25 protein-coding genes are annotated in these 23,945 nt (G+C 43.2%); 8 read left to right on the forward strand and 17 right to left on the reverse strand.

Going from position 1 to position 23,945, the window contains the following annotated elements; genetic code table 11:
- From AB5123_RS06980 to glmS, 3 genes are all read right to left on the reverse strand, one after another.
- Positions 1 to 879 carry a YicC/YloC family endoribonuclease gene (locus tag AB5123_RS06980; protein WP_022287841.1) on the reverse strand — a complete coding sequence of 293 codons (879 nt, stop codon included), beginning with the start codon at positions 877 to 879 and terminating at the stop codon, positions 1 to 3.
- A 140-nt stretch (positions 880 to 1,019) separates the two neighbouring features.
- Positions 1,020 to 1,667 carry an HAD family hydrolase gene (locus tag AB5123_RS06985; RefSeq protein ID WP_337812048.1) on the reverse strand — a complete coding sequence of 216 codons (648 nt, stop codon included), beginning with the start codon at positions 1,665 to 1,667 and terminating at the stop codon, positions 1,020 to 1,022.
- A gap of 53 nt (positions 1,668 to 1,720) precedes the next feature.
- Positions 1,721 to 3,541, reverse strand: a complete 1,821-nt coding sequence (gene glmS / locus AB5123_RS06990; RefSeq protein WP_038671519.1) for a glutamine--fructose-6-phosphate transaminase (isomerizing) — start codon at positions 3,539 to 3,541, stop codon at positions 1,721 to 1,723.
- Between the two features lie 236 nt (positions 3,542 to 3,777).
- On the opposite strand from glmS, the gene AB5123_RS06995 reads away from it, so the two are divergent.
- The 4 genes from AB5123_RS06995 (at position 3,778) to AB5123_RS07010 (ending at position 8,044) form a co-directional block, all read left to right on the forward strand.
- A complete protein-coding gene (locus tag AB5123_RS06995; RefSeq protein WP_046442014.1) occupies positions 3,778 to 4,377 on the forward strand; it encodes a hypothetical protein in 600 nt (199 codons plus the stop codon).
- Positions 4,374 to 4,820 (forward strand): YaiI/YqxD family protein, encoded by a 447-nt coding sequence (locus AB5123_RS07000; protein ID WP_289149123.1) that lies wholly within the window; start codon positions 4,374 to 4,376, stop codon positions 4,818 to 4,820. The genes AB5123_RS06995 and AB5123_RS07000 overlap by 4 nt, the downstream gene beginning before the upstream one ends.
- A gap of 80 nt (positions 4,821 to 4,900) precedes the next feature.
- Entirely contained in the window at positions 4,901 to 7,171 is a 2,271-nt protein-coding gene (locus AB5123_RS07005) for a glycoside hydrolase family 3 C-terminal domain-containing protein (RefSeq protein ID WP_337812047.1), read from the forward strand.
- A gap of 6 nt (positions 7,172 to 7,177) precedes the next feature.
- Positions 7,178 to 8,044, forward strand: coding sequence for a helix-hairpin-helix domain-containing protein (locus AB5123_RS07010; protein ID WP_368364636.1), 867 nt, complete (start codon positions 7,178 to 7,180; stop codon positions 8,042 to 8,044).
- A gap of 107 nt (positions 8,045 to 8,151) precedes the next feature.
- On the opposite strand, the gene AB5123_RS07015 is transcribed toward AB5123_RS07010, so the two are convergent.
- The 4 genes from AB5123_RS07015 to AB5123_RS07030 form a co-directional block, all read right to left on the reverse strand.
- Entirely contained in the window at positions 8,152 to 8,871 is a 720-nt protein-coding gene (locus tag AB5123_RS07015) for a hypothetical protein (protein ID WP_138337213.1), read from the reverse strand.
- Complete coding sequence (locus AB5123_RS07020; protein ID WP_038671510.1) at positions 8,868 to 9,383, reverse strand: hypothetical protein; 516 nt, start codon at positions 9,381 to 9,383, stop codon at positions 8,868 to 8,870. The genes AB5123_RS07015 and AB5123_RS07020 overlap by 4 nt, the downstream gene beginning before the upstream one ends.
- Positions 9,384 to 9,535: 152 nt before the next feature.
- On the reverse strand, positions 9,536 to 10,048 hold the full coding sequence (locus AB5123_RS07025) for a hypothetical protein (RefSeq protein ID WP_368364637.1): 513 nt from the start codon (positions 10,046 to 10,048) through the stop codon (positions 9,536 to 9,538).
- Between the two features lie 18 nt (positions 10,049 to 10,066).
- A complete protein-coding gene (locus AB5123_RS07030; protein ID WP_278339586.1) occupies positions 10,067 to 10,606 on the reverse strand; it encodes a hypothetical protein in 540 nt (179 codons plus the stop codon).
- Positions 10,607 to 10,944: 338 nt separating this feature from the next.
- Here AB5123_RS07030 and AB5123_RS07035 point away from each other — a divergent pair, with 338 nt between their 5' ends.
- The 4 genes from AB5123_RS07035 to AB5123_RS07050 are packed head-to-tail and all read left to right on the forward strand — an operon-like array spanning position 10,945 to position 13,373.
- Positions 10,945 to 11,241 carry a hypothetical protein gene (locus AB5123_RS07035; RefSeq protein ID WP_022287830.1) on the forward strand — a complete coding sequence of 99 codons (297 nt, stop codon included), beginning with the start codon at positions 10,945 to 10,947 and terminating at the stop codon, positions 11,239 to 11,241.
- 8 nt (positions 11,242 to 11,249) lie between these two features.
- Positions 11,250 to 11,615: a hypothetical protein gene (locus AB5123_RS07040; RefSeq protein ID WP_022287829.1), complete on the forward strand. Its 366-nt coding sequence runs from the start codon at positions 11,250 to 11,252 to the stop codon at positions 11,613 to 11,615.
- Complete coding sequence (locus AB5123_RS07045; RefSeq protein ID WP_117926897.1) at positions 11,615 to 12,220, forward strand: flavin reductase family protein; 606 nt, start codon at positions 11,615 to 11,617, stop codon at positions 12,218 to 12,220. The genes AB5123_RS07040 and AB5123_RS07045 overlap by 1 nt, the downstream gene beginning before the upstream one ends.
- Before the next feature lie 4 nt (positions 12,221 to 12,224).
- On the forward strand, positions 12,225 to 13,373 hold the full coding sequence (locus AB5123_RS07050) for a zinc dependent phospholipase C family protein (RefSeq protein WP_195247204.1): 1,149 nt from the start codon (positions 12,225 to 12,227) through the stop codon (positions 13,371 to 13,373).
- A gap of 43 nt (positions 13,374 to 13,416) precedes the next feature.
- Here the strand turns inward: AB5123_RS07050 and AB5123_RS07055 are convergent, their stop codons facing one another.
- The 10 genes from AB5123_RS07055 to AB5123_RS07100 all read right to left on the reverse strand — a co-directional run bounded on the left by AB5123_RS07055 (position 13,417) and on the right by AB5123_RS07100 (position 23,939).
- Positions 13,417 to 14,199, reverse strand: coding sequence for a hypothetical protein (locus AB5123_RS07055; RefSeq protein WP_256322421.1), 783 nt, complete (start codon positions 14,197 to 14,199; stop codon positions 13,417 to 13,419).
- A complete protein-coding gene (locus AB5123_RS07060; protein ID WP_368364638.1) occupies positions 14,193 to 14,891 on the reverse strand; it encodes an ABC transporter ATP-binding protein in 699 nt (232 codons plus the stop codon). The genes AB5123_RS07055 and AB5123_RS07060 overlap by 7 nt, the downstream gene beginning before the upstream one ends.
- A 60-nt stretch (positions 14,892 to 14,951) precedes the next feature.
- The gene (locus AB5123_RS07065) at positions 14,952 to 15,212 is read right to left on the reverse strand and encodes a stage V sporulation protein S (protein WP_022287824.1); all 261 of its coding nucleotides are present in this window, start codon (positions 15,210 to 15,212) and stop codon (positions 14,952 to 14,954) included.
- Positions 15,213 to 15,319: 107 nt separating this feature from the next.
- Positions 15,320 to 16,087 (reverse strand): TIGR00282 family metallophosphoesterase, encoded by a 768-nt coding sequence (locus AB5123_RS07070; RefSeq protein ID WP_046440166.1) that lies wholly within the window; start codon positions 16,085 to 16,087, stop codon positions 15,320 to 15,322.
- Positions 16,088 to 16,206: 119 nt separating this feature from the next.
- A complete protein-coding gene (gene ftsH / locus AB5123_RS07075) occupies positions 16,207 to 18,147 on the reverse strand; it encodes an ATP-dependent zinc metalloprotease FtsH (RefSeq protein ID WP_117858948.1) in 1,941 nt (646 codons plus the stop codon).
- Between the two features lie 38 nt (positions 18,148 to 18,185).
- Positions 18,186 to 18,710, reverse strand: a complete 525-nt coding sequence (hpt, locus tag AB5123_RS07080) for a hypoxanthine phosphoribosyltransferase (RefSeq protein ID WP_046440161.1) — start codon at positions 18,708 to 18,710, stop codon at positions 18,186 to 18,188.
- 99 nt (positions 18,711 to 18,809) lie between these two features.
- On the reverse strand, positions 18,810 to 20,138 hold the full coding sequence (tilS, locus tag AB5123_RS07085; RefSeq protein WP_368364639.1) for a tRNA lysidine(34) synthetase TilS: 1,329 nt from the start codon (positions 20,136 to 20,138) through the stop codon (positions 18,810 to 18,812).
- Positions 20,128 to 21,489 carry a replicative DNA helicase gene (dnaB, locus tag AB5123_RS07090; RefSeq protein WP_038671492.1) on the reverse strand — a complete coding sequence of 454 codons (1,362 nt, stop codon included), beginning with the start codon at positions 21,487 to 21,489 and terminating at the stop codon, positions 20,128 to 20,130. Before dnaB ends, tilS begins: the two co-directional genes overlap by 11 nt.
- A gap of 2 nt (positions 21,490 to 21,491) precedes the next feature.
- Complete coding sequence (gene rplI / locus AB5123_RS07095) at positions 21,492 to 21,938, reverse strand: 50S ribosomal protein L9 (RefSeq protein WP_022287818.1); 447 nt, start codon at positions 21,936 to 21,938, stop codon at positions 21,492 to 21,494.
- A gap of 24 nt (positions 21,939 to 21,962) precedes the next feature.
- Positions 21,963 to 23,939, reverse strand: coding sequence for a DHH family phosphoesterase (locus AB5123_RS07100; RefSeq protein WP_022287817.1), 1,977 nt, complete (start codon positions 23,937 to 23,939; stop codon positions 21,963 to 21,965).
- Between the last annotated feature and the right edge of the window lie 6 nt (positions 23,940 to 23,945).

A 23,945-nucleotide genomic window follows, 5' to 3' on the forward strand; every position in this document is an offset into this window, starting at 1 on the left:
TTATTCGATATTCTGTATCTGCTCTCTGATCTTTTCGATCTCAGCCTTAAGATCCACCACCATTTTTGTGATAGTGAGGTCGTTAGCCTTTGAGCCGATAGTATTCACCTCACGGTTAAGCTCCTGCACAAGGAAGTCAAGCTTTCTTCCCACAGGCTCGTCCGACTTGATAAGCCCTCTGAACTGTGAGATATGGCTTCTGAGCCTTACTGTTTCCTCGTCTATTGCCACCTTATCGGCGAAAATAGCCACTTCTGTAAGTATCCTCTGCTCGTCTATGTCCTTATCGCCGAGAGTTTCCTTTATCTTTGCATAAAGTCTTTCTCTGTAGCTTTCAGTAACGCTAGGTGACTGATCTTCTATCTTGCCCACAGTTTCCTCGATATAATCAAGTCTGCCGCTGATATCGTCATACATCTTGACGCCCTCAGTTTCACGCATCTGAACAAATCTGTCCAACGCCACCTGAGCCACGTCCTTGACCTCGTTCCAGATTACTTCCTCATCATCTGTTTTCTTAACAACTGTGAACACATCAGGAAGCTTCATGATATGTGACAGTGTTATATCGTCATCAAGGTCAAGCTCGTCAGCCGCACCTCTCAGTGCGTCAAGATAGCCCTTTGCAACAGCCTTGTTAAGCTCTATCTCAGCGTCAGTACCCTCCTGATTATAGATAGAAACAGACGCCTCTACCTTGCCACGGGAGATACCGCTTTTAAGAAAGCCTTTCAGCTTTTCATCAAGATAGCCGTAGGCTCTCGGAGTTCTCGAAGTAAATTCATAATATCTGTGGTTTACAGAGCGTATCTCAACGATTATCTCTCTGCCGTTTGCCACGATATGCTCTCTGCCGAAACCGGTCATGCTTTTTATCATAGCATACCCGTCCTTTCATATATTAATATTTATGTTATCCGCTTGGTACTTAACATAGTACATCAAATTATATTATAACATCAAGCTCCGTAAATAGCAATAGTTTTTCACATTTATTTAAAATTATATTTACTTAAAATTTATATATTCTGAAATATGTCCAACAGTGACGAGCCGATATAGATATGAGGGTATTTTTCAAAATCCTCTTTAGTAGTAGAGCCAGTTGTTACTCCTGAAAAATCCACACCTGAATTGAGTGCAGTTTCAGCGTCGATGTAGCTGTCGCCTATATAAAGCACGTCCGATTTATCCGCACCAAAACGCTCTATTATCAGGTCAAGTCCCTGCGGGTCAGGCTTTGCCCTTGTGACGTCCTCACCGCCAACTATGATATCCACAGGCAAAGAGCCTGCCTGCTCATTGAAAGTATTGACTATCCTATAGCGATATTTCGTGGAAACTATGCCGACTTTTACCCCTGCGTTCTGCAAGGTCTGTAAGAGTGCGATAGTATCGTCATAAAAATATGTTTTCTTCACCATTACTTCGTCTGCCTTTTTTACATAAGCCTTGCGCATATCCTCGCGCTGAGGATTGTCGGGCATATCTGTCAGCAGGTCGAAAGCGTCAACAAGCGTCATGCCTATGGTGTTGTAGATAGTCCTGTCGTCCTTTGGCGGATAACCAAACTCTTTCAAAACGTGCTTAAAACACTCCAGAATACCCTCGGAAGAGTCTGCAAGAGTAAGGTCAAAATCGAAAACAAAATATTTGTATTTGCTCATAATAAACTCCTTTTCAAACAGCAAGGGCAACCCTTTGCGGATTGCCCTGTATTTTATTCAACTGTAACTGATTTTGCAAGATTTCTCGGCTTATCAACGTCATTGCCTCTGAGAACTGAGGTATAGTAAGCGATAAGCTGCAAAGGAACCACTGTCAGCATAGGCATGAGCAGATCGTCTATTGTCGGCAGACCGATCTTATAATCAGCTACCTCGTCGTCAACGTTGATATATCCGTGAGTAACAAGAACAACGTATGCTCCTCTTGCCTTGACCTCCTTGACGTTGCTTATGGTCTTGTCAAGAAGCTCTCTTTGTGTTGCAACTGCGATAACAGGCATATTGTTTGTTACCAGTGAGATAGTGCCATGCTTAAGCTCGCCTGCGGCATATGACTCAGAGTGGATATATGATATCTCCTTAAGCTTCAGTGAGCCTTCCATAGAAAGTGCATAGTCAAGACCTCTGCCGATATAAAGAAGATTTTCCTTGTTTACAAGCTGAGAAGCAACATACTGACAATTATCAGGTGTTTTAAGGACAACTTCAAGCATATTAGGAACATTCTGAAGCTCTGCTGTAAGTCTCATGCACTCCTCTTTTGAGATAGCTCCGTGAGCGTATGCTATAGCAAAACTCAGCAGATAGAATACAGAAAGCTGAACGATATATGCCTTTGTGGAAGCTACAGATATCTCAGGGCCTGCATGGGTGTAAAGCACCATATCAGACTCTCTTGCGATAGACGAGCCTTTTACGTTTACGATAGAAAGTGTTTCAGCACCCCTCTCCTTAGCCATTCTAAGGGCTGCGAGAGTATCGGCTGTTTCTCCTGACTGTGAAACAAGAATAACAAGATCTCCCTTTGCAATGATAGGATCTCTGTATCTGAACTCAGAAGCCATATCCACTGTAACAGGTACCCTGCCAATCTTTTCAAGCACATACTTGCCCACAAGACCTGCGTGCATAGCAGTACCGCAGGCAACAACGAAGATGTTGTTATAGCCCTTGAGTCTGTCATATGTAAGACCACACTCTTCAAGGTTTGGCATACCGTCAACTATTCTTGGTGTGATAGTTGTTTTTATAGCTGTTGGCTGTTCGTGAATCTCTTTGAGCATAAAGTGAGCATATCCGCCCTTCTCAGCGGCTTCCATATCAAAGTCAGCAACGAGCATCTCTTTCTCAACTGGCATTCCATGAACGTCAAAGAACTCCACCTTGCCATCGTCAAGGACAGCTATCTCGTTCTCGTCAAGAAGATAGTAATTCTTCGTATATTTCAGTATTGCAGGCACATCAGAAGCTATAAAAGCTTCGTCCTCGCCAACTGCAACGATAAGAGGAGAATCCTTTCTTACTGCATATATTCTTCTTGGAAAATCCTTGAATATGATACCGAGAGCATATGAACCCTCTATCTCAGCAAGAACCTTCTGTATTGTCGCCATAGGGTCGCCCTCATAATAATAATCAAGAAGCTTTGCAACTGTTTCTGTATCTGTCTGAGATTCAAAGACATATCCCTTTTTCAGCAGAAAATCCTTGATAGTTCTGTAGTTTTCAATGATACCATTATGAACGATAGAAATATTCGCATTTCCGTGAGGGTGTGAATTTATATCAGACGGCTCGCCGTGTGTAGCCCAGCGTGTGTGTCCTATACCGCAAGTACCATTGAGCCAGCCCTCTCTTTTAAGCTTTTCTTCAAGGTCAGCAAGTCTGCCCTTTGTCTTTTTTGTCTTGATAGCATCGTTCTCAAAAACAGCTATTCCTGCTGAGTCATAACCTCTGTATTCAAGCTTTGACAGTGAGTCAAGCAGCACCTTTGTACAATCCTTTTTTCCCACATAGCCTACTATTCCGCACATGTATAAGCAACTCCTTTCATTCTCATTTGTTAAAAATCACTAAATTTCTTATATTTTTCCAAACCATATCCACATAAATATAATATATCATAGCATATTTTGCATGAAAAAGCAATAGCAAATGCAAAAATTAGCGAAAAGTACTGTTAATCTTACAAAAAATATGTTATAATTAGTTTGGTAAAACTAAAACGCTAAAGCTTATCATAATATAATATTTTTACAGGAGGTCAACTATGTCAAAGGTAACAGAACTTAAAGACAAATTCGTTGAGATCTACACGGAAAACATAAAGCGCCCGGGTTCGGAAAAGCTGCTCAATTATCTGCTTTCAGAAAACAGCGACTTCTTTGTTGCACCTGCTTCTACAAGATACCACGGAGCATACGAGGGTGGCTTGTGCGAACACAGCATACACGTTTATGAGTGCCTGAAAAGCTATCTGGAGCGTGAGCGTGTAAAGGAAGATTACAACATGGAATACTCTGACGAGAGCATTGCTATCGTTTCACTGCTTCACGACATCTGCAAGGTAAATCTTTACAGAGTAAGCTACCGCAATGCCAAGAACGAACAGGGCGTGTGGGAGAAAGTCCCATACTATGAATTTCACGAAACACTGCCATATGGTCACGGTGAAAAGTCGGTCTACATAGTAAGCAGCTATATGCGACTGACCCGTGAGGAAGCCATGGCTATACGCTGGCACATGGGCTTTTCAGGAGAAGAAAACAAGAACAGTATCGGTCTTGCCCTTGAAATGTATCCTCTCGCACTGGCGACCCACATTGCAGATATGGAATCTACATTTTGTATAGAAGGCGGCAAGGCGTGAGGATACTTATAGACGCTGACGGCTGTCCTGTTACGAATATCGCAGTTTCTATAAGCAAAAGCCATGGGCTTGAATGTATCATAGTTTGCGACAGCTCACATATTTTCAGCTCTGACTATGCACAGGTGATAACTGTCGACAAGGGTGCAGACAGTGCAGACATGAAGCTTGTGAACATCCCTCTAAAGGGCGATATTGCCGTGACGCAGGACTATGGGCTTGCGGCAATGTGTCTTGCAAGAAACGTCCTTGCTTTGGACCAGAACGGCAGGATATATGACAGCTCCAACATTGACGCACTGCTTCTATCAAGACATACTGCAAAGAAGATACGCAGAAGCGGCGGCAGGCTCAAAGGTCCGCCAAAGCGCACCAAACAGCAGGACGAGGATTTCAGGGTGGCTCTTACCAAACTAATCGAAGATAATATTAACTTTATGTAAAATATGCACAAAATATATAGAATTTCATAGAAAATTGTGTTACAATCAAACTGTAGTTTTATAGAAAAGAGGTTTTCACAATGAACATAGACAAGATTTTGAAGGAACTCACACTTGAAGAAAAAGCTTCATTGTGCTCAGGCTCTGACTTCTGGCACACTGAGGAAATAAAAAGGCTGGATATACCAAGCATAATGGTGTCTGACGGCCCTCACGGACTTAGAAAAATGCGTGATGATACAGACAATCCTAACGAAGCTATCAAGGCAGTATGCTTCCCATGTGCCTGCGCACTTGCCTGCTCTTTTGACAGAAAGCTGCTTACAACTCTCGGCAAGGCTCTTGGCGAGGAGTGTCAGGCTGAGGACGTTTCCGTTATACTTGGCCCTGGCTGTAACATAAAGCGTTCACCACTTTGCGGCAGAAACTTTGAATACTTCTCAGAAGACCCTTATCTTGCTTCACAGCTTGCCACAGCACACATAAAGGGCGTTCAGAGCAAGGGCGTAGGAACTTCCCTTAAACACTTTGCCATGAACAATCAGGAAACAAGACGTATGAGCTATTCTGCTAACGTTGATGAGAGAACGTTCCATGAGATATATTTAAGTGCCTTTGAAACACCAGTCAAGGAAGCAAAGCCATGGACAGTGATGTGTTCATACAACCGCATAAACGGTGAATATTCCTCGCAGAACAAGCTTCTGCTCACTGATATACTCAGAAACGAATGGGGCTATGATGGACTTGTAGTTAGTGATTGGGGCGCAGTTGATGACAGACCTCTTGGCATTGCCGCAGGTCTTGACCTTGAGATGCCTACCAGCAACGGCAAGAATGACGAGCTTATCATAGAAGCCGTAAACAACGGCTCACTTTCAATGAAAGACCTTGACAAGGCTGTGAGAAACGTGCTTACGCTTATTCAGAAAGCCGAGGACGGCTATGCCCCTGCAACAAAGTGGGATAAAGAAAAACAGCATGAACTTGCAGGCAAGATAGAGTCCGAATGTGCGGTACTGCTCAAAAATGATGATAAGATACTGCCGCTTGACAAGTCTGCAAAGATAGCTTTCATTGGCGAATTTGCCGACAAGCCACGTTATCAGGGTGGTGGAAGCTCTCACATAAATTCATTTAAGGTAACATCTGCTCTTGAAGCTGTCAAGGGCATGGATAATATCACATACGCACAGGGCTTCGTCACCGACCGTGACGAAACTGTTGACGAGCTTCTCAATGAAGCTGTGGAGCTTGCCAAGAACAGCGATGTTGCCGTTATCTTCGCAGGTCTGCCCGAAAGCTTTGAATCTGAGGGCTTTGACAGAAAGCATATGAGAATGCCTGATTGTCAGCTCAAGCTTATTGATGAAGTTGCTAAGGTAAATGAAAACGTTGTTATCGTTCTCCACAACGGCTCGGCTGTTGAAATGCCGTTTGCAGATAAGGTGAAGGGCATACTTGAAATGTATCTTGGCGGACAGAACGTCGGCACTGCTGAAAAGGCTCTGCTTTTTGGCGAAGCTAACCCTAGCGGAAAGCTTGCGGAAACTTTCCCTGAAAAGCTTTCACATAATCCGTCTTATCTTAATTTCCCGGGAAATATGGACGATGTTGACTATGCCGAGGGTATTTTCGTGGGCTACAGATATTATGATGAAAAGGGCATAAAGCCACTGTTCCCATTTGGTCACGGACTTTCATACACAACCTTTGAATACAGCAATCTTACTGTTTCAGAAAACGAGATAAAAGACGACAAGACCCTGACGGTCATGGTGGACGTAACAAACACAGGCGACAGAGACGGTATGGAGATCGTTCAGCTTTACGTTTCTGACAAGGAAAGCTCAGTGCGCAGACCTGCCCGTGAGCTTAAGGGCTTTGAAAAGCTTTTCCTTAAAGCCGGCGAGACCAAAAAGGCCGTGTTCCACCTTGATAAGCGTTCATTTGCATACTACGAGCCTGATATACACGATTGGTTCGTTGAATACGGTGAGTTTATTATCGAGGCAGGCTCTTCTTCAAGAGATATCAGACTTTCGACTTCTGTTTATGTATCTTCCGATACAAAACTCCCAGTGCATTTCACCTTGAACACCACCTGTGGCGAGATAAATTCTATCCCAGAGGGCAGAGCTATGTTCGAGGACATTTTAAGCAAAATAGACTGCGGTTTTGGCGACACGGCTTCCGACGATCTTGGCGCTTCTGCAAAGGAAATGATGGAAGCAATGATAAGAGATATGCCACTGAGAACCCTTGTTACATTTACAAATGTTCCAGACATCACAAGAGCGAAGATGTCAGAAATGGTGGAAAATCTCAACGAAATGCTTGCAGAAAAATAATCAATTATGGACAGCAAGTTAGACAGCAACAAAGACGAAAAATCGAATGTGACAGAAAATGATGCTACAAAAGCAAAAACAAGCAGAATAAAACTTTTTGTAGGCGTTATCGCAGTTGCGATCGCCATTACTACAGCGATCGCTTCTGCACTTGTTAACAGACCACAGCGTGATGATGTGGTGATACTTACACCGCCTGCTAACAGCTCTCAGGCTGACAAGGTGGACAATTCAGGCAGTGAAAAGGTCATTAGCAAGACTGCAAAGGCACACACCACAAAGAAAACAGTGACATCAAAAGCCGTCACAAGCAGTATTGCTGAAACCAAAGAGGAATACAGCTTTCCTGCTGACATAAACAAAGCTGACAAGGAAATGCTTATGGCGGTGAGCGGCATAGGCGAGGTAACAGCCGACAGGATAATAGCATATCGTGACAGAGTTGGTGTTATCAGCAACATGGATATGCTTCTTGAAGTAAACGGCATCGGAGACTCTACACTTGCACTTCTCAAAGGCTATTTTTATGTTGACAGTGCAGACTACCATGATATGCCGCAGGAAACGAAAGTCACAGAAACTCAGCCTGTTCAGACAGAAATCTCTGCTGATACTGTAACAGAGCCTACGACCACAGAGGAGCAAACTGTTACAACGGCTGAAACTACTGAGAAAGTCAGGCAGAAAGTGAACATAAACAAGGCTGACGCTCAGGAGATATCAGACAAGCTGCTAATTGATATGGACAAGGCGAATGCTGTCATAGAACTTCGTGAGCTTATATCCTATTACGAAAGCCCTAACGAGCTTCTTTTGTGCAAGGGCTTTACAGAAAAACTTGTTTCCGAGCTTTGGGATTATATTGAAATATAAGTGTATTTTATATATCTGCTACATAAAAAAAGAACTCGTACAATTTCGTGCGAGTCTTTTTTTGCTTAATAACGCCAATGCAAACGGCGAGCCTTATGAATATCAGATCATTTATCCTTTGTTCTTTTTGACACGCTTACGGCAACGGCACCAAGCAGCAGCATTGTCAATGCTGCACCTGCTCCTATGCCTGTGTTAGGTGACTTATCACCGTCTTTGTTTACATTTTGAACTGCTGTCTGTGAACTGTTTTGTAAGCTATCATCTTTTTTACCAGTGCTGTCTGGTGATATATCTGATGAACTTTCAGATGCTTTTGTACCAAGGACATAGAAAGGTGCATCGTCTGTGACAAAGGATATTTCTGCGTCAGACTCTTCACATTTAAGACTGCTTACTGTACCATCACCTTTAACGGAATTTACCTGATCTTTGTCTATGTTTATCGTTACCTTTATTCCATTTGCCGGCAGAATAGAATCTCCGTCAATGTAATAAATATGAAATGCTACGGTGTTTTCAGACTTTTTTCCCATGACGCTGTTTAACCAGTCAAGAGCTTCCTTCTCTGTGACCTGATCCACCACAAGATTTTTATCTTTATCGGCATTCTCGATCTTCACGCTTGTGCCATCTGGAAAATCAATAACAGCATTTCCATCGTCGTCAACAGGCACACTGTTCCATGGAACATCTTCTGTATAGACCGCATAAACATTTCCATTTGCAGTTGTGTTATTATCATCAAGCTTTGCCTCGGCCGCATAAGCACCAGAAGGTATGCTTAATGCAAGCACAAGAGCAAGGAATGAAGTCATTTTTCTCATTGGTCTATTTGACCCCCTATCTGTGTATTCAAGGAAGCCGCACCTGCACTATAATAAGTGTGCGGCTCGTAACCCATGATCTTAAGCTTTATCTTTGTACCGACCTCCGGCGTCTTTGAGAGCGTAACATATTTCACATACTCGTTTGGCTTGATAAGACCCGTTTCTCCAAGCATATTTCCCTGTTCGTCAAACACTCTGAGCTTTATCCAGGCATTGTTGCCCTCAATATTTGTAAGATATACTATTGCCTTATCGCCTTCCATAGTGACGTTTCCGCACACCGCAAAATCATAGCTCATATCATCTCTGTTCGGAGAGCTATAGCCTAAATTTTCCGAAACCTCAGGCTTGCCATGCTGTGCTGTGCTTTCAAAAGGCGGTGGAGTAAATTCTGCACTTTTTTTATCATTTGGACGGCACAATGCAAATATCATCACGCCAATGGTAACTGCAAAACAGACCATAAGCACTGATACGATCAGCTTCCCGTCATTTTTTTGCTTATCCATCATAAGCCCCCTGATATGAATACTTTTTTTAATCACGCTATCGGCACAATCCCAATATCATTGTTTCTTACTACCCTCCATGCTCCATTTGATCCTGTTACATAATAAAGAGTTGTATCAACATGAGTAGAAGCAACCATTACGTTAGTTACTTATTGAATGTCTTCAGAGATCGTTACTGTGATAGTGCCAAGATCTGTATTGTTTGTTTCTATCCCTGCTCCACTTACACTGAAATATGTTGAATCTTTAGGTGCAGCGTCAACAGCAGTGCCTTCGGCTGTTTCCAATAAAATAACATCTTCATCAAACATTCCGTTAAGTCCTTCAACCTTTGATGCAAAATTCATCTGTGCTTTAATAGCCGAATTTGAATGGTTTATTACAGTTATCTCCTTAGGCTCATTCCACCAGCATGCAGACTCTGTGGTATAGCTATGTGTTTCAGGATCCCATACCTTATGTCCGCCAAAGTAGGTAAAATTCATTTCCTCCCACTCAACGTCCACAGACATTGTCGTTGACTTGGAATCAATATAGCTTCCTGTAACCTTGATATTTGTTAGTTCGCTGCCGTCATTTTTTTCTGAATTTACCGCATATGATGTAACCACGCTAGTGCTTGCAAGCACTAATGCAGCGATGATCGCCAATTTGTTTTTCATGATAAATTCCCCCGTTATTTATTTTTCAACAGTGACAGTTATTTTTGCCACCGTATCGACCATTGCTTTTTCACCTGATTGCGGATCATAACTTAAAACTCTGAAATTTGCGTCTGTATAAGTGCCTTCACTAAGTTTGTCCGCCTCGCCCTCAAGCAAAGGAAGCGTTTTAAGCTGATTACCTGGTTTTATAGTACCTGAGCGTGCGATGATCTCACCATTTATCTCAATACAAAGCACGATATCCTGAGTTGAACTGCTTGGATGCTTATAACTAAAATAAGCTGTTTTATCAGAAAGCTTGATATTCACTGTATTTTCGTATTCAAGAGAAATTCCTCCGCCACCCTCAGGCACATCAAGACTTCTGCTGTTGTTCTCCAAAGGTTCAGCATTCTGCTCTGTCTGCTGAGGTGCATAATCAGGTACTAGAGATTTTGTTTCTGACTTTCTGAAAAACACAGCCCAAATCGTAATGCCTATGCAAAACATCATGCCCAGAATAAGTGCAGCTATTATGATCCTTTGTTTTTTTGCTTTGTTCTCATTATTCTCCATCATTATCCTCCTGCTTGTGCATTAGCCAGACATTCCTGCTAAATAGCATTAATGTTCACAATAATCATACATTGTTATTAACAAAAAGTCAACAACATTTGCACAAGTGGTAAAAACAATGCACAAGCGGTAGTTTTTTTGATACATATGGCTTTCATTTTTTTGACAGTCCAACATCTCCGTGACCGTTAAAGTACAACAAAAACGATAGCTCTCATAATAACACCGTTACTTTTTTATTAATAGATAATACTTGAAATCTTCGGGATAATATAGTATAATAATTTTATATGTTGTTATCCTGATAGGAAAACTCAGGCAGAAGGAATGGTGATAGTATGAAAAAAGGAGTTATCTCTGTAAACTCAAATGCAGAGAAAACTATTATCGCAATGACGATATCCGTTGTTCTTGCCATTATTTTTGACGGCAAAAAGAAAAAGCCTGCAAAGCGCAAAAGCTTTGCTCAGCGAGTTTCAAAGCACTATAAAACTATCGACAATATAATGCTTATGACAGTTGCAAAGGACGTCAAGAAAAAAGAGCAGGAACGTGCGGCTCTTAAAAAGAAAAATTCATACAAGACCAAGCTCCGTGACCTTGAGATACAAGACGCTGAGTTTATTGAACTGTAGGTGATATCATGACGGAATATTTCAAGCGTTACCGCAGTTTTGTTGCAAGCTGTCTTGAGGATAAAGACTGCGACTTTGCAAAGCTCCTTGATTATCACAAAGAACATATCGCTTTTTTTCAGCACGAACGGCTGATACATCTTATCGTGACGGTGCTTTTTGCACTTTGTACTGTCATGACGTTCATTGCCATTGCAGTTTGGCAGGTCATGATACTCATACCCCTTGCCATTGCGTTTCTCGTACTGCTTGTGCCTTATATAAAGCACTACTATTTTCTTGAAAATCAGACTCAGCTTCTTTATAAGGACTATGACAAAATATACAGACGAGTACATAATTTTGGACTTGACAACGAGAAAGGCGTGAAATAATGGAGTACACAAAATACACCAAGGAGCAGTGGAAAGGCAGCGTCATAACCTCTCCCCTGCCACCTACTCTCGTTACCTGCGGCAGTATGGACAAACCCAATGTGTTCACAGTTGCGTGGACAGGCATTCTCTGCACTCAGCCGCCTGTTACCTACATCTCCGTCAGACCTGAGAGATATTCCCACGAGCTTATCACTCAAAGCGGTGAGTTCGTCATAAATCTGCCGACCAGAGAGCTCGTGAAAGCTGTAGATTGGTGCGGTGTGAAAACCGGCAGAAAAGTGGATAAGTTCAAGGAAATGCACCTTACCGCAGAACCGTCCGCAAAGGTATCGGCACCTTTGCTGGCCCAGTCTCCTGTGAATATCGAGTGCAAAGTAAGAGAGGTGGTAAGCCTTGGAACACATGATATGTTCATTGCGGACATTGTTGGGCTTGACGTTGCAAAAGAATTGCTTGACGAAAAAGGCAAGCTTTGTCTTGACAAAGCGGGGCTTCTTGCCTACGCTCACGGAGAGTATTACGGTCTTGGCAAAAAGCTTGGCACGTTCGGCTACTCAGTAAAGAAAAAGAAAAACAACAAAAATATCAGAAAAGGAAAATAGAGTTATGAAAAAAATTCTCACAGCCGCAGTTGCGCTGGCTGTATGCTATAGGCTCAGACCTATCAAAGCGTACGCATGGAGCGGCACTACTCACGAGGACATTGTGAAAAAATCACTTGCACTTCTTGAAAAGGAAAAGAAACAAAAGCAGGTGACATTCTATAAAGACTATCACAGCGAGATACTCAAGGGCTGCACACAGCCTGACGAGGAGAACGATATGGACAAAGGTCATGGCAAGCATTATTACTCCTGCGTTAATCCAAAGGGCAAGGAGCTTCCTGAAACTAACGGCTATTACCGCAACCGCTTTGGTGACCTTGCAGTGAGCGCAAGAACTTGCCTCGAAGAAAACTACACCGCCGCAGTATCTCTTTACAAAAGCGGTGACATAAAAAACGCCATGCGTGTTCTCGGCAGAGCCGCACATTTTATTTCAGACATGGGCTGCACTGTTCACGTTGCAAACATGAAATATCAGGACAAGGCAAACAACGTGCATTACGCTTTTGAGAAGCACGTTTCCACCACCTGCACAAGACACACAGCCGACAGCTTCGACAAGCGTCTGCTGAAATACTACGGCAAGGATAACTTTGGCGAGGCTTCAAACAAGCTTGTAAAATACGCAGGCAAGTTCGTTGACACCATTTCTCACCTTGACCCAAGAGCTTTTGATGACGTTGCAAAGAACACTCTACCGGTCACACAGCAGAATGTCACAGCGCTTCTTCTGAAATTCTATGACGATTGCACCGCTGACGCTGGCAATTACATACTTGACGGCAAGGCTTACACTTTCAAAAACGAGATATCGGGACTTATCCTCACTGTTACCCCAAAGGGATTGCAGCTTGAAAAGCCTGACAAGGAGCTTGAACAGAAGCTGACGGTCTGTCTTACAGAGGACGGCACATTCGGTTTGAAGATAGGCGACGGCGGATATGTAAACGCTTCATGCAAAGGCTATGACTATCTGAAAATAGACGGCAAGCCTGTTCAGTTCAGGGTCACTGCGCTGGGAAAAAGACGTTTCAGAATATCCACTGAGTCCACAGACTATGTAAAGGTGCTTGCAAACTCAAAGGGTGGAAAGCTCTCCTTTGCTGACCTTGAGCCTGAAAACTCAGCTCAGATTTGGATACTTAACTAAAGATCACAACACAAAAAAAGGCAGACTCATCGTCTGCCTTTTTTTATTGCAAATTATGTTTGCGTGTTATTATGAAGTTTGTCAACAGGAAATATGCCAAAATATATGCAAACTGATACATTGTCATAAACACAAGTCTTAGGTTGAATGCCACTTCTGTATCAGGCAAGCGTGACGTTGGCATAAAGAGCATATTCCACAGAGAAAGGTCGCCTGCCAGATTGCTTATCATCGAGGATAACATATTGCAAGCGAAGATTATGGCAAAGCCTACAAGAACTTTGTGCTTGAAACAGTTTGAAAGAGAGATAACAAAGTATAAGAATATCTGCAAGCCTGCAAACAGCGTCAGAGTATACAAGCATATCAGAAACGAAGTGAGCGGTTCTTCAGCAAAGCCGTTGCCCAAAGCGTTTATAAAATCTCCCACAGAGTCAAGATACTCTGTTGGGTCGATAAGCAACAGCGAAAGCACAAAAACGATCATGCTTGCCGCCGACCATATAACAGAAGAGATGAACTTTGTGAAAATGTGATAATATGGCTTGACAGGTATTGTCAGCATAAGATAGCCCTCGTCAGTGAAAAGGGTCTTGTGAAAGTTCGTCAGCGATATGGTAAAACCCACAGTGAACAAAGCCCCCACGGCAATACCATAGGCAATGCTCACAACAATGAATATCATCAAAAAATTAGGGCTTTTAACGCTCTCACCGTAACGGAGCATAAGAGAAAATATCAGTGCAACTATCATATATCCCACCACAAGAGGGAAAAACTTTCTTGCCGAGCGTTTAAGCTCATATTTCAAAAGCTTGCCTAACATCTGTACACCTCCCTGAAAAGCTGATCCACAGACTTGCCGGTTTCGTTATGGATAGCGTCAACAGATTTATGCAGCCTTAGCATACCGTTTTGTATCATCACTACGTCGTCAAGGACAGGTTCGATATCTGCAATAAGGTGGGTGGAAATTACCACAGCCGCCCGCTCGTTGTAATTTGAGATTATGGTGTTGAGGATATAATCTCTTGCCGCAGGATCAACGCCTGCAATTGGCTCATCAAGAAGATAAACGTCAGCCTCACGGCTCATAACAAGACAAAGCTGCACCTTTTCTTTTGTGCCCTTTGACATTGTTTTGAACTTTGCCGCAGGGTTTATCCCCAGCCTTTTCATCATATCCTGAGCCTTTACTACATTGAAATTGCTGTAAAAATCCTGAAAAAACCTAAGCATCTCATTTACTTTCATATCGTCAGGTATGAAATTTCTGTCAGGCAGATAGGAAACCACTTTTTTAGTTTCCACGCCAATAGGCATTCCGCATATGAGTATATTACCTGCCGTAGGTTTTATAAGTCCACAGCAAAGCTTGATAAATGTTGTTTTTCCGCTTCCGTTCGGCCCTAGCAGACCGATAATTTTACCCCTCTCCAGCGCAAGGTCAAGATTGCTCAGCGCTGTAAAGCTTCCATACTGCTTTGTAAGCCCATAAGTCTGCAAAACAGTTTCCATGCTGTCCCCTCCTTTGTAGCAAAAAGCAGCAAGACTTTAACACGCCTTGCTGCCGCATTATTATCTTTCTTCACAAATAAGCTTGATCGCAGTTCTTTCCTCACCGTCAATCAAAACGCTTGCAAATGCAGGGATACAAATAAGATCAATGCCCAATGGTGCAAGATAGCCCCTTGCGATCGCTATAGCCTTGATCGCCTGATTGGCTGCGCCTGCGCCCACTGCCTGTACCTCAACTGCACCGCTGTCACGGATAACGCCCGAAACTGCTCCTGCCACCGAATTAGGGACAGACCTTGAAGAAACCTTTAGAATTTCCACTTGAATACCTCCATAAGTAAATTCAAAGAATTTACCCCACTTATTATACACACTATATTATACTACATACATAATAAAATTTCAAGCTTTATTAATACTTTTCGTTATTATCGCTTAATAACACGCTGTATATTTGTTGCTTTTCCCGATTTTTCATCAAATTTTACCACAACTCCGTTTATAAAGCAATCGTTGGTGCTTTCTGAAAACCTCACAGGGGTGCGATATTTGAACTTATTTATGACTATATCACTGTCCACCCCAAGTACGGAAAGCTCAGGGCCTGTCATTCCAACATCGGTGATATAGGCGGTATGTCCGCCTAAGATCGTTTCATCGGCCGTCTGAACATGGGTATGAGTGCCAAGCACAGCGGTGCATCGTTTTTGCAGATAAAAGCCCATAGCCTTTTTCTCAGAAGTTGCCTCCGCATGAAAATCAACGATTATATTAGGCGTATCAATGCTTTCAAGAAGCTTGTCAACATAGTTGAAAGGATTTTCCACTGCTTCCATATACATCGTTCCCATAAGATTTACCACGGCTATCTTATAAGGACACATATCGATATAAGTCACTCCATGACCCATAACGCCCTCAGGGTAATTGGCAGGTCTTAAAAGTTGCTCGTTTGTGTCATAAAGCTCCTCAGCCTCACGTCGTCTGAAAGAATGATTTCCTGTCGTTACAACGTCAGCCCCCATGTTGAGAAGCTGTCTGTAAGACTGCGGTGTGATACCATTGCCCTGAGCAGAATTTTCACCGTTCACCACGGTCACATCTATATCATATTCACGCTTCAGCTTATACATTCTGCTTTCAAGAAAATCGCAGCCGCTTTGTCCCACAACATCTCCGATAAAAAGTAAGTTCATTTGCTATCTCCGTTCTATACTGCATTTTACAGTTACCCTTATTATACACTATCCTTACTGCAAAATCAAGCAGACATCACAAAAAAAATCAGACGCTTTTACACGTCTGATTTTCCATATCAATTATCGTCAACTGAAATATCATCAACTATCTCAGGAGTATCCTGGATTTCTGGTGTTTTATCAGGTTCGCCCATAAACTCGCTTTCTGTAAGCTCGCCATTCATAAGCTTCTCAAATGTTGCACCATCAACCTTTTCATACTTCATAAGATACTTAGCCACAACATGAAGCTTATCCATATGCTCGTTGAGTATCTTTTCAGCGTCAGTAAATGCACTTTCAATAAGAGTTCTTATCTCATTATCGATCTCAGCCGCAACGTTATCAGAGTAGCTTGGCGTATTAGTGTAATCCCTGCCAAGAAATACTTCATGATCGCCCTGACCGTATACAACAGGACCAAGATTGTCACTGAAGCCGTAGCGTGTTACCATGTTTCTAGCTGTGGAAGTAGCTCTCTCAAGGTCATTTGAAGCACCCGTTGAGATATCGTCAAGGATCAGCTTTTCAGCAACACGTCCGCCAAGAAGAACCACGATATTTTCGTACATCTCGTTCTTGCTAACATAAGATTTATCCTTGACAGGCAGGCTCATTGTGAAACCGCCAGCCTGACCTCTAGGTATGATAGATACCTGATGAACTTTATCCTGTGATTTGCTGTAGTATGTGCAAAGCGCATGACCGCCCTCGTGATAAGCGGTAAGCTTCTTTTCGTCCTCTGTGATGACCTTAGACTTTTTCTCAGGACCTGCCACAACCTTTATAGAAGCTTCCTCAAGCTCATCTTTTGTGATAGCCTTTTTATTCTTTCTTGCCGCAAGGAGCGAAGCCTCGTTCACAAGGTTTTCAAGGTCTGCACCTGTAAAGCCTACAGTTGATTTTGCAATAGTTTCAAGGTCAACGTCAGGAGCGAGCGGCTTATTTCTTGTGTGAACTTTCAGTATAGCTTCTCTGCCCTTAACGTCAGGATAGCCCACAAGTATCTGTCGGTCAAATCTGCCCGGACGAAGAAGTGCAGGGTCAAGTATATCACGTCTGTTTGTTGCAGCCATAACAATAACAGAATCGTTATCCTCAAAGCCGTCCATTTCAACAAGAAGCTGGTTAAGGGTCTGCTCACGCTCGTCATGACCGCCGCCAAGGCCTGCGCCTCTCTGTCGACCCACTGCGTCGATCTCGTCTATAAAGATGATAGCAGGAGCGTTTTTCTTAGCCTGCTCAAAAAGATCTCTTACTCTTGAAGCACCGACGCCCACAAACATCTCAACGAAGTCAGAACCTGAGATTGAGAAGAATGGAACTTTTGCTTCGCCTGCAACGGCTCTTGCGAGAAGCGTTTTACCTGTACCCGGAGGGCCGAGGAGCAGAACGCCCTTAGGTATTCTCGCACCGATCTCGGTATACTTCTTATTATCACGGAGAAAATCAACGATCTCCTTAAGTTCTTCCTTTTCCTCGTCTGCACCCGCAACATCATCAAAGGTAGCTTTCTTGCTGCTTGGTGCCATTTTGGCATTTGTTTTTCCGAAAGACGACATCTTTCCGCCGCCTGCATTCTTCATCATGAACACAAAGAAGAATATCATAACGCCAAGCATAAGCAGCGTCGGTATCAGATTGAGCCAGAAGCTGTTATCCGATATCGGTATAAGATTATACTGCAAAGGATCGTCTGGATTTTCAGTATTATATTTCTTACGATAGTTCTCAGCATCCTCACCGCCAAGGACTTCATTTGCAAACAGTGAAACATTTGGAACTGTATAACTATATACCTTATCCTCGCCCTTGAGCTTATACTTAAGCTGTCCGGAGCCAAGATCAAGCTCAAACTGTGACACGTTCAGGCTGTCAAACTGTTCCATTATCTCCGAATATTTTTTGTCGGAAGATTTTGTGCTCATGCTTGTTAGCATATAGACCAATCCGCAGATTATGGCAACCGATACCAGCAGATAGATCAACAGGGTCTTTCCATTATTATTGTTTTTCAATCGATCACAACCTTTTGTTCTGTATTATATTTGGCTCCTTATTCGGAAACTATACCGATAAAAGGAAGATTTCTATATCTCTCATCATAATCAAGACCACAGCCAACAACGAATTTGTCCTCGATCTCATAGCATTTGAAATCAGGTGTTATGTCTGCAACACGTCTTGACGGCTTATCAAGCATAACAGCTATCTTAACACTTGGCGCACCCATTGACGCAAACTTCTTTTTTAACTCGCAAAGCGTTCTTCCTGTGTCGAGAATATCCTCAACCAATAAAACGTCCCACTCTCTCAGGTCAAGACCCATAAAATCATGATCTCCTGAAATTGAAACATTTCCTGTTGAGCTTGTGCCAACATAACTCTTTGCAGTAATAAAAGCGATCTGCATATCGTTGTCGATACTTCTTACAAGATCAGCAGTAAACACGAACGCTCCCTTAAGAACGCACACAACAAGAAGCTTTTTTCCTTTATACTCTTCAGTTATCTCTGCTCCAAGCTTTTTCACAGACAATGCAAGCTCTTCCTCAGAATAAAGAACCGATATATTGTTCATTAACTAACAACCTCTCTGATTATATATTATCAATGTGACAGAAAAGTGAAAAAATACAAGTTCACACAAAAAACTTTTCAGCTTAGGGTGATATTCATCTCACTTTATGGTAAAAGCCAATATTTTAACGGTTTCAGAGTCTATCTTCACCCTTTCAGCCGCACCGCTTCCTTCAACGAAAACAACGCCCTGACTATCTTTTAGGATAACGGCACTGCTCCTGTCCTCAAGTCTGAAGTACTTGTTCACCAGCTTTCGCACATCGCTGTCAAAATCTCTGTTCACAAGGCGTATCTTCTCGCCCTCTCTGCGATTTTCGACAACAATCTCACCCTTTATTTTATCATAATCCAGACAACAATTTGCAAACTTTTTATGAACATTTGCGATTTTTCCGTCAAAAGGATAGATTTTGAACTCTATCTCCCTGTTGCCGAACTGATAAACGCCCTCGCCGCTTACATTAACGCTCCTGATAGTGCTGTTTTCAAGCATCTCGCCCTTTACAAAGCTGAGCACACCTTTTGAGCAGACCGCAAAAACTCCGCCCTTGACGTTCGCCTTGCCAACGTCAAGTATCAGCCTGTCGATATCCTCGATACTGTCATGGCTCACAGTAAGCCCCTCTTTCTCAAGAATGTGCATTATTGCACGTCGGCGTACACTTTCGTGGAGCTGTCTTAGACACAATGCGTCATAGCCCTTTGGCAAGACCGCTTTCTCAAAGGCTTCAAGCCCCTGACTTTCAAGATAGTCACTGTCTGTTCTAAGCCTGTCAGCTGTCATGGAATATGAGCCAAAAAGCGAACTATTAAGCTCCGCAAGCCTTGGCACAACAAGGTGGCGAATCTTATTTCTGGTATAATCGTCAGTAAGATTTGTGGAGTCAGTAACAAAGTCCTGTCCTCTCTCTTTGAGAAAGTCCTCTATTTCCTGACGAGTACAATTTATAAGCGGTCTTATGATATTTCCCCTCACAGGCGGTATTCCGCAAATACCTTTCAGACCTGTACCTCTTGCGAGGTTGAATATGGCAGTTTCAAGACAATCCGAAAGACTGTGTGCTGTGCATATCTTGTCTGCACCGATACTGTCGAAAAAGTCATATCTAAGCTTTCTTGCCCCCTCCTCAGTGGATACAGAATGTTCCTTGCAATAGCCCACAACATCGGCATGAAACACCTTCAGCTCGACCCCAAGCTTCTCGCAAAGCTTTTCACAAAAATGCTGATCTCTGTCGCTTTCCTCCCCACGGAGGTGGTGATTGACATGACAAGCGCACACATCATAGCCCAGCTCATATAAACACAAAAGGAGCGTAACGCTGTCGGCACCTCCTGAGAGGCACACAAGCAAGCGTTCGCTCTTATTTGCCATATTAAATTTCTCTATGGTAGAAGCTACCTTTTTAAGAAAATTATTCATCATCTCTCCTGAAATCAAGACCTCTGAACAGGGTATATTCGCCTATCCAGCCAAGCTGCACCTTATCTGTCTGTCCGTGACGGTTTTTCGCAACTATACACTCAGCCACCGACTTGTCGCCCTCATCGCTGTAGTAAGCGTCACGATAGAGGAACATGATGATATCAGCGTCCTGCTCGATAGAACCTGATTCTCGCAGGTCTGAAAGGATAGGTCTTTTATCGTCACGCTTCTCTGAGCTACGGGAAAGCTGTGAAAGTGCGATAACAGGCACATTAAGCTCCTTAGCCATAAGCTTCAAGGAACGTGTTATCTCAGACACCGCCTCAACACGGCTGGCGTTTTTATTTGCTGATTGCATGAGCTGTATGTAGTCGATGACCACAAGTCCAAGATTTCTCATTCTTCTGAGCTTTGCTTTCATCTGCGGCACTGTACAGCCTGCACCGTCATCAAAATATATAGGAAGCTGTGACAGCGTATCTGCCGCACCTGCTATCTTCTCCCAATCGGAAGGCTCAAGATTGCCCGACCTAAGCAGGGTATTATTAACAAGTGCCTCTGAAGCGAGCATACGGGACACGAGCTGTTCCTTACCCATTTCGAGAGAGAATATAACAACGTCACGCTTTGTCGCCTTGCAGGTATTCACCGCAATATTAAGTGCAAATGCAGATTTTCCCATTGCAGGACGTGCAGCGATAATGATAAGGTCAGTTCTGTTAAGACCTGTTGTGATTGCGTCAAGCTGACCAAAGCCTGTCTTTGCGCCAAGATGTTCACCTGCGTCAGGACCTGATATCTCCTGCAAATGCTCGAATGTATCAACGATAACGTCGCTTATTCGTGTAAGGCCCTGAACATCTCTGCCCTGTCTTATCTCAAATATAGACTGCTCGGCAGCGTCAAGCTGCGTCTGAGAATCCTCACCGCCGTCATACGCCTTTTCAAGAATCTGATTAGCGGCATTTATAAGCGACCTTACCCTTGCTTTTTCCTCGATTATCTTGCAATAGCTCTCGATATTATCCGTTGACGGCACCATTTCCATAATACCAAGAAGATAATTCTTAGCCATTGCAGACGTTTCAAAAACACCCATTGTGACGGCTTCATTAATTACCGTGATAAGGTCCTCTTTGCTGCCTGTGGTGAACATTCTCATTATTATGGAGAAAAGCTGTTGATGCTGTGGACGATAAAAGCTTTCAGGCTTTAGTATCTCAATGACCTTCGGAAGCACCGAAGGATCACGAAGAACTCCTCCCAGAACGGCTTCCTCAGCCTCCTGAGAAAAAGGCAGCTCCCTGCCAAGGGTCGCTCCTGTGGTAAGCCCACGGAAATTATCAGCCATGATTACTCCTCAACGACCTTTACTTTAATGCTGCATGATACGCCATGAGTAAGCTTTATCTGTGCAGTATAGTCACCGAAAGCCTTTATCTCGGCTGTAAGATTTATCTTCTTCTTCTCGATAACAACGCCATACTGAGCCTTGAGGCAATCTGAAATAACGTTTGCTGTAACTGCGCCAAAGAGCTTTCCGCCCTGACCTGCCTTAGCCTTTACCAGAACTTCCTTATCCTTTATTTTCTCTGCGATAGCTTTATTGTCGGCTGTTTCAACATCTATCTTGTGCTGAGCGGAAGCCTTTTTGCCTGCAAGGTCATTAAGGTTTTTAGCTGTAGCTTCAAGTGCAAGACCCTTTCCGATAAGAAAATTTCTTGCATATCCGTCTGCAACGTTGATGATATCTCCCTGCTTGCCTGAACCCTTTACATCTTTTAACAAAATAACTTTCATATTATTCACTCTGCCTTTCTTTTTTTATTCCTGCGAATTATTTTCCCAGTATTCGTCAATGGCGTCTGCAAGGCGCTTTCTCGCCTCATTCATTGAACAGTTGAGCTGAGTTGCCGCCATAGTAAGATGACCGCCGCCACCCAAAGACTCCATGACGATCTGCACATTACAAGCACCCATGCTTCGTGCAGAGATATTTATCACACCGTTCGTTTCATAGATAACGAACGAAGCTTTTACGCCTGTTATACCAAGCAGCTCGTCTGCCGCCTGTGAAGCCGCTATCCTTATTTCAGAGAAGCTTTCCTCTGTATAAGCCACTGCACACTCTTTATAAAGGTGAGCACTGTTTATAAGCGACGATTTTTGATGATAAGTCTCGATAGAGTTTGCAAAAAGCTTTTTGACAGCTATGGTATCAGCGCCCTTTTTCTTCAAAAATGCTGCCGCTTCAAAAGTGCTTACGCCTGTTTTCATAATGAAATTCTTTGTATCCAGCATTATTCCCGCAAGCAGAGCTTCCGCCGCATGGACTGTGATGTTGGAATCCTCACCGAAATACTCGATAAGAGCGGTCACAAGCTCGCAGGCTGATGACGCATTCGGCTCTAAGAACGACATGATAGTCGGCTCGATTCCGTTCACCATTCTTCTGTGGTGGTCGATAACTACCACATTTTTCGCCCTTGCAAGTATCTCCTTTGACTCCACCAGTGCAGGGTTATGGGTATCAGTTACCACAAGAAGCGTGTTATCGTCAAGTCTTTCAAGACCCTCCTGAGGGGTTATGTAATAATGCTCCGACTCGTTTTCGTTTATATAATTTATAAGCGTTTTCGACAAATTCTGCTCAGGGTCTACCACAACGTAAGCTTCTTTTACCATGTTTCTGATAGCACAGCAGAAGCCTGTTGCAGAGCCTACGCTGTCAAGGTCGCCAAATCGGTGACCCATTATAAGCACCTTATCGTGGTTGCAGATAAGCTCCAGCATAGCCTTTGCCACCATACGGATACGGGTCTTATTGTTCTTGTCAGGTGCAGAAGAAATGCCGCCGAAGAACTTGAACTCACCGTCCTCCTTGACAGCCGCCTGATCTCCGCCACGTCCAAGGCACATTTCTAGAGCCTGCTTTGCAAACTTCTCGCTCTCCGCAAGGTTTGCACCATCTCTGCCCACACCTATGGACAATGTAAGGTTAGAACGCTCGCCAACGGCTATTTTTCTTGCCTGCTCGAGTATCTTAAATCTCTGCTCGATTATAGGTGCAAGGTGGCGTTCCTCCATATAAACATAGAACTTGTCGCTTGCTACCTTTTTTGATACCGCAGTGGTATTCTCCAAAAATTCCTCTATGAGCTTTTCTATCTCAACAACAACGTGAGCTTTTTCGCTCTCTCTGATATTTGACATAAGCTCGTCAAAGTTATCTATAGTTATGATTATTACCGCCTTGTGGGACATTCTGAACTCATATTCAAGCTCCACATAATCGGTAACGTCATTGAAATAGACCATTGAAAGCTCACCGTTCACATCGGTGTGTATAGCCTTCGCCTTATAAAAATGGGCGTTTATGCACACAAGGTCGCCGTCAGAGGAATATATCTTGTCCATATCAATGTTCATAAGCTCAGTGAGGTCAATGCCGTAAGCCTCTTCCTCAGAGTAGACCTGTCTGCCAAAAAGTCTGTTATACCACACGATGACGTTTTCGCTGTCGATTATTATAGCAGGAGCAGGAAAATTCAGGAGAGAATCTCTCTCCGTCTTTGAGATCATCGTGGAAAGCTTTGCCACATACTTGCGAGTGTGATTGTGGAAAACCACTTCTTCAAGCACCCACAATACAGCCGCCGCCACAGACACTAGGATAAGCACACTGCCCGACTCTCTGTGAGACGGAGTAGAATGCAGCATAAAAGCGCCTATAAGTGACGAAAGCATGGTAACGCACACTGTTATTCTTATTATGATCTGTAATCCGTTGTTACTTTTCATTTTAAA

This window comes from Ruminococcus sp. RTP21204st1_B2_RTP21204_210225, from assembly GCF_040914135.1.
Taxonomy (GTDB): Bacteria; Bacillota; Clostridia; order Oscillospirales; family Ruminococcaceae; genus Hominimerdicola; species Hominimerdicola aceti.